This window comes from Piscinibacter sp. (assembly GCF_050175855.1).
In the GTDB taxonomy this organism is placed as follows: Bacteria; Pseudomonadota; Gammaproteobacteria; order Burkholderiales; family Burkholderiaceae_C; genus Piscinibacter.
In genome coordinates this window covers 1-4,192 of record NZ_JBFXIO010000413.1, presented here as the reverse complement: position 1 = coordinate 4,192, position 4,192 = coordinate 1, and the positions used below count along the sequence as shown (strand labels likewise).

Annotated in this window: 3 protein-coding genes; 1 reads left to right on the top strand and 2 read right to left on the bottom strand. The window is 68.2% G+C overall.

Features of this window, described 5'->3' with window-relative positions; genetic code table 11:
* On the bottom strand, window positions 1-934 hold a 934-nt coding region (locus AB7U92_RS22770; RefSeq protein ID WP_428582398.1), incomplete at its 3' end, for an amino acid aminotransferase.
* 99 nt (window positions 935-1,033) lie between these two features.
* On the opposite strand from AB7U92_RS22770, the gene uvrB reads away from it, so the two are divergent.
* Entirely contained in the window at window positions 1,034-3,160 is a 2,127-nt protein-coding gene (gene uvrB, locus AB7U92_RS22765) for an excinuclease ABC subunit UvrB (protein ID WP_428582396.1), read from the top strand.
* Between the two features lie 4 nt (window positions 3,161-3,164).
* Here the strand turns inward: uvrB and AB7U92_RS22760 are convergent.
* On the bottom strand, window positions 3,165-4,192 hold a 1,028-nt coding region (locus tag AB7U92_RS22760), incomplete at its 5' end, for an acetyltransferase (protein WP_428582394.1).

The window sequence follows — 4,192 nt, the reverse complement described above, 5'->3', positions numbered from 1 at the left end:
CACGCAGTGCCGGGGTGTTCAGCACCGAGGCCACCACCTGGGCGCCGTGCGACGGCGGGTAGGAATAGTTGGTGCGGATCACCCGCTTGAGCTGGCTGAGCACGCGGACGGCCTCGTCCTTCGACTCGCAGGCCACCGACAGGGCGCCGACACGCTCGCCGTACAGCGAGAAGCTCTTCGAGAAGCTGGTGGAGACGAAGAAGTCCAGGCTCGCCGCGACGAACTTGCCGATCACTGCGCCGTCCTCGGCGATGCCGTCGCCGAAGCCCTGGTAGGCCATGTCGAGGAAGGCGACGAGCTGGTTCGCCTTGATCGCGGCGACCACCTGGTCCCACTGGCTGCCATCGATGTCGTAGCCGGTCGGGTTGTGGCAGCAGGCGTGCAGCACGACGACCGTGCCGGCCGGTGCCGCCTTCAGCGCGGCGAGCATGCCGTCGAAGTTCACGCCGCGCTTGGCCGCGTCGTAGTAGGGGTAGTTCTCGACCACGAAGCCGGCGCTCTCGAAAAGCGCGCGGTGGTTCTCCCAGCTCGGGTCGCTGATCAGCACCTTGGCCGACGGATTGATGCGCTTGAGGAAGTCGGCCCCGATCTTCAGGCCGCCGGTGCCGCCGAGCGCCTGCACGGTGGCCACGCGGCCGCCCTTGACCATCGCGCTGTCGGCGCCGAACACCAGGCCCTGCACCGCCTTGTCGTAGGCGGCGATGCCGTCGATCGGCAGGTAGCCGCGCGGTTTCGGCGCTTCCATCAGCAGCTTCTCGGCTTCCTGCACGCACTTGAGCAGCGGCAGCTTGCCGGCGTCGTCGTAGTAGACCCCGACACCGAGGTTGACCTTCGCCGGGTTGGGGTCGGCCGCGAACTGTTCGTTCAGGCCGAGGATCGGGTCGCGCGGGGCCATCTCGACGGCGGCGAACAGCGACGAAGCGGGCGAAGCCATGGTCAGTCCTTGTCAGTAGAGCAGGGGGAGGAATTCCGTTAACCTGTCCGATTGCCTTGCACCTTTGCGAGGCGGGTTAACCCGGAGATTTTATCCGCCATGGCCGATAGACCCGAAGTCAGCGATGTGCGACCGGCGCCGGTGCCGAACGAGGCGCCGGTGGGGGAGTTCGTGAGCTTCCCCGATTCGCCGTTCCAGCTCTTCCAGCCGTATCCGCCGGCGGGCGACCAGCCGCAGGCGATCGAGCAGCTGGTGGAGGGCGTGCACGACGGCCTGAGCTACCAGACGCTGCTGGGCGTCACCGGCTCGGGCAAGACCTTCACGATGGCCAACGTGATCGCCCGGCTGGGGCGGCCCGCGATCGTGTTCGCGCCCAACAAGACGCTGGCCGCGCAGCTGTACAGCGAGTTCCGCGAGTTCTTCCCGAAGAATGCGGTCGAGTATTTCGTCAGCTACTACGACTACTACCAGCCCGAGGCCTACGTGCCGCAGCGCGACCTGTTCATCGAGAAGGACAGCTCGATCAACGAGCACATCGAGCAGATGCGCCTGTCGGCCACCAAGAGCCTGCTGGAGCGGCGCGACGTGATCATCGTCGCCAGCGTCAGCGCGATCTACGGCATCGGTAACCCGAGCGACTACCACCGCATGGTGATGACGCTGCGCGTGGGCGACAAGCTCGGCCAGCGCGACGTGATCGCGCACCTGATCCGCATGCAGTACCAGCGCAACGAGACCGACTTCTCGCGCGGCACCTTTCGCGTGCGCGGCGACACCATCGACGTCTTCCCCGCCGAGCACTCCGAGCTGGCGATCCGCATCGAGCTGTTCGACGACGAGGTCGAGTCGCTGCAGCTGTTCGACCCGCTGACCGGCCGCATCCGCCAGAAGATCCCGCGCTTCACGGTCTATCCCTCCAGCCACTACGTGACGCCGCGCGACCGCGTGGTGGCCGCCATCGAGACCATCAAGGAAGAGCTGCGGCTTCGCCTGGACGAGCTGGTCAAGATGGGCAAGCTGGTCGAGGCGCAGCGCCTCGAGCAACGCACCCGCTTCGACCTCGAGATGCTGCAGGAGGTGGGCCACTGCAAGGGCATCGAGAACTACACGCGGCACCTCTCCGGCGCGGCGCCGGGCGAGCCGCCGCCGACGCTGGTCGACTACCTGCCGGCCGACGCACTGATGTTCCTCGACGAGAGCCACGTGCTGATCGGCCAGTTCGGCGGCATGTTCAATGGCGACCGCGCGCGCAAGACGGTGCTGGTGGAGTACGGCTTCCGGCTGCCCAGCGCGCTGGACAACCGGCCGCTGAAGTTCGAGGAGTTCGAGAAGAAGATGCGCCAGGCGATCTTCGTGTCGGCCACGCCGGCGGCCTACGAGCAGCAGCATGCGGGGCAGGTGGTCGAACAACTGGTGCGGCCCACCGGACTGATCGATCCCGAGGTGGAAGTCCGCCCGGCGACACACCAGGTCGACGACGTGCTGCAGGAGATCCGCGAGCGCGTGAAGGTCAACGAGCGCGTGCTCATCACCACGCTGACCAAGCGCATGGCCGAGCAGCTCACCGACTACCTGGGCGAGAACGGCGTGAAGGTGCGCTACCTGCACAGCGACGTCGACAATATCGAGCGCGTGGAGATCCTGCGCGACCTGCGCCTGGGCAGCTTCGACGTGCTGGTGGGCATCAACCTGCTGCGCGAGGGCCTGGACATTCCCGAGGTGTCGCTGGTGGCCATCCTCGACGCCGACAAGGAAGGCTTCCTGCGCGCCGAGCGCAGCCTGATCCAGACCATCGGCCGGGCGGCGCGCAACCTCAACGGCCGCGCGATCCTGTACGCCGATACCATCACCGAGTCGATGCGCAAGGCGATCGGCGAGACCGAGCGCCGCCGCGCCAAGCAGATCGCCTTCAACGCCGAGCACGGCATCGTGCCGCGCAGCGTGAACAAGCGCATCAAGGACCTGATCGACGGCGTCTACAGCGAGAAGAGCGCGAAGGACGACGCCAAGGCGATCGCCGAGGCCGCGGCCGTCGAGGCCATGAGCGAGAAGGACCTGGCCAAACGCATCAAGCTGCTCGAGAAGCAGATGCTTGACCACGCCAAGAACCTCGAGTTCGAGAAAGCGGCGCGGGTGCGCGACCAGCTGGCGCTGCTGCGCGAGCAGGCCTTCGGCGCGGCCGGGCACGACGTCAACGTGGTGCCGCTGGCGCCCGGCAGGGCCTGATCGATCAGCCGGCCTCGCCCGACCAGTCGGCGGTAGCGACGGCCGCGATGAAGCGGTCGAGGTCGGCCGCGGGCAGGTCGTCGATGCCCGCCGCCGCGGCGCGTCCGCTGCCACCGAAGTCAGCGCACAAGGCCGCCGCACCGCGCGGCATGCTGCGCGGCGCGCGCAGGCTCACGCTGTAGCCGCCGGTGCGGTTCGGTCGCAGCACGGCGTGTGCCGCGTCGGGTCGGGCCTGCGCGAGCGTGTTGGCCAAGGTGCCCGACACCCGGCGGCTCCATGGTGCTTCCGGCAGCACGAGGATCCGTGCGCGTTCGTTCTGCCAGGCCGGGAGCAGGCCCAGCGCCTGCTGCAGATCGGATTGACGCAGTTCGTCGATCTCGGCGAACACCGGCTCGGCCGCCAGCATGGCCAGCGGGTCGGCATGTCGGGCCATGAGGGCGTAGAGCGAGGCCGGGGCCATGCAGACGTCTTCGGGCTCCTCGCCATAGGCGTTGTAGTTGATCGAGCGTCCGAGGCGCTGGAGCGCCTCGCGCTGCGTAGCGCCGAACCCGCTTTCGATGGCCAGCCTCTCCGCGACGACCGTCAGATCGTCCCCATAGGCTCCCACCAGCGCCCAGGCGCGGTGCGCGCCGCGGAGATGGCGATCGACCAGCAGGCTGCTGCAGATGTCCGCGCTGAAGTCCAGATGCGCCGACAACCCGGAATGAGCCGGCACTTCACCGGCTGCATGGTGGTCGAACCAGAGCACGCGGGCGCCACGATCGAGCAGGCGCAGCAGCGCGTCGCGGTTGCGTGCCATGGACAGGTCGCAGACGAGCACGTCGTCCGCAGCGTCGGAAGGGACGCGCTGAAGCAGGGCGATCTCGCGCTTCAGGCCGGTGACCAGCGTGGCGGGCCGGGGGTCGTGCAATCGCCACTGGCGCACCGCGCACAGGCCGTCGGCGTCGCCGTTGCAGACGTCGAAACAGCGATGCGGCGCGCTCATCGGCGAGGGGCGAACGTCAGCGTGGGCAATCGCCGCCGCGCTGCACT

Excerpts from the sequence above, each read along its gene's own strand:
- uvrB (WP_428582396.1), top strand. The coding sequence starts at position 1,034 with ATGGCCGATAGACCCGAAGTCAGCGATGTGCGACCGGCGCCGGTGCCG.